Origin of the sequence: Polaribacter sp. (assembly GCF_965656025.1) — a bacterium.
Lineage (GTDB): Bacteria > Bacteroidota > Bacteroidia > Flavobacteriales > Flavobacteriaceae > Polaribacter.
In genome coordinates this window covers 1-1,037 of sequence record NZ_CBFHJT010000156.1, presented here as the reverse complement: position 1 = coordinate 1,037, position 1,037 = coordinate 1, and the positions used below count along the sequence as shown (strand labels likewise).

The following is a 1,037-nucleotide window of genomic DNA, read 5'->3' as shown; positions in this document are numbered from 1 at the left end:
ATTATTTCCTTCTTTTTTATCGTATTTAGTAAAGCAGGTGTTATTGCTGCTATTTTATTAATTCTTTTTAGATTGATCGTAGACTTAACTTTAGAATCCATTAGAGAAAACTCTAAAACACTAGACTTTCTATCAGAAAAACTAGAAAACGAAAAAGCGAGTAAAGAAGATATTAAAAAACAGCTGATTATGTTTACTGAGTAAAATATACGTCAAATGACGTATTGTATCATTTTTGTGTTTTAGAGAGATTTGTAAGGTAACTTTAAAACACTTAAAATGAAAAAAATATTAGTATCACTCTCTATTCTAACTTTTTGTATTTCTCTAAAAGCACAAGACATCCAGAGCTTTAAACCAAAAAACAATACTTACGGATTAAAAAACCTTAAGAAAAATCCGAAAAAAATTTATATCGCTAATTTCAACGTAAATCTACAAGTATATAAAGATGCGCAAGACACCAAAGCTGGTAGTAAAAATTACAGAAAAGGAAAAGTTGTTGGAGATGCAAAGGCTGTTGCAGCAGTTGGCCTAGGTAATTTAGATAAAGACATGATACAGAATAAAGTAAATCAACTTTATAATGAATACATATCAGAATTAAAAAATAACGGATTTGAAATTGTCTCACCTGAGACTGCAGGAAAAATAAAGAGCTATAAAAATTGGACCAAAGCTGATGGACCATTTGTAAAAGAATCTAAAATTCCAGGGGTTATTCAAATAATTCCAGCAAATTACAGCTATTATTTTAAAGAACAGAGTAATATAAAAAGTAAACTTTTTAAAAAATTTAGAGTAAATGCAAATATTTCTTCAGCTATTTCTAAAGAATTAGATAACGCATTAGTGAGTGATGTGGAACTGTATTTTCTATTTACAGAAGATGGTGCTAAAGATTGGCTAAAGGGAAATGCAGCTAAAGTTAAAATTAATGTGAATTACAGGTTAATTAATTCTACAGCAATTACAAGCATTAAAAAACATAAAAGTTTGTTTTCTATGGGTAGTAAAACTTTTGATCAAGTAAACAC

Annotated in this window: 2 protein-coding genes; both read left to right on the top strand. The window is 28.2% G+C overall.

Annotated elements, in window-relative coordinates; genetic code table 11:
- Positions 1-204, top strand: a 204-nt coding sequence (locus tag ACTG3S_RS14550; RefSeq protein ID WP_439130050.1) for a DUF6498-containing protein, incomplete at its 5' end; no start/stop codon positions are given.
- A 75-nt stretch (positions 205-279) separates the two neighbouring features.
- A partial coding sequence (locus ACTG3S_RS14545; protein WP_439130049.1) for a hypothetical protein occupies positions 280-1,037 on the top strand: 758 nt, incomplete at its 3' end.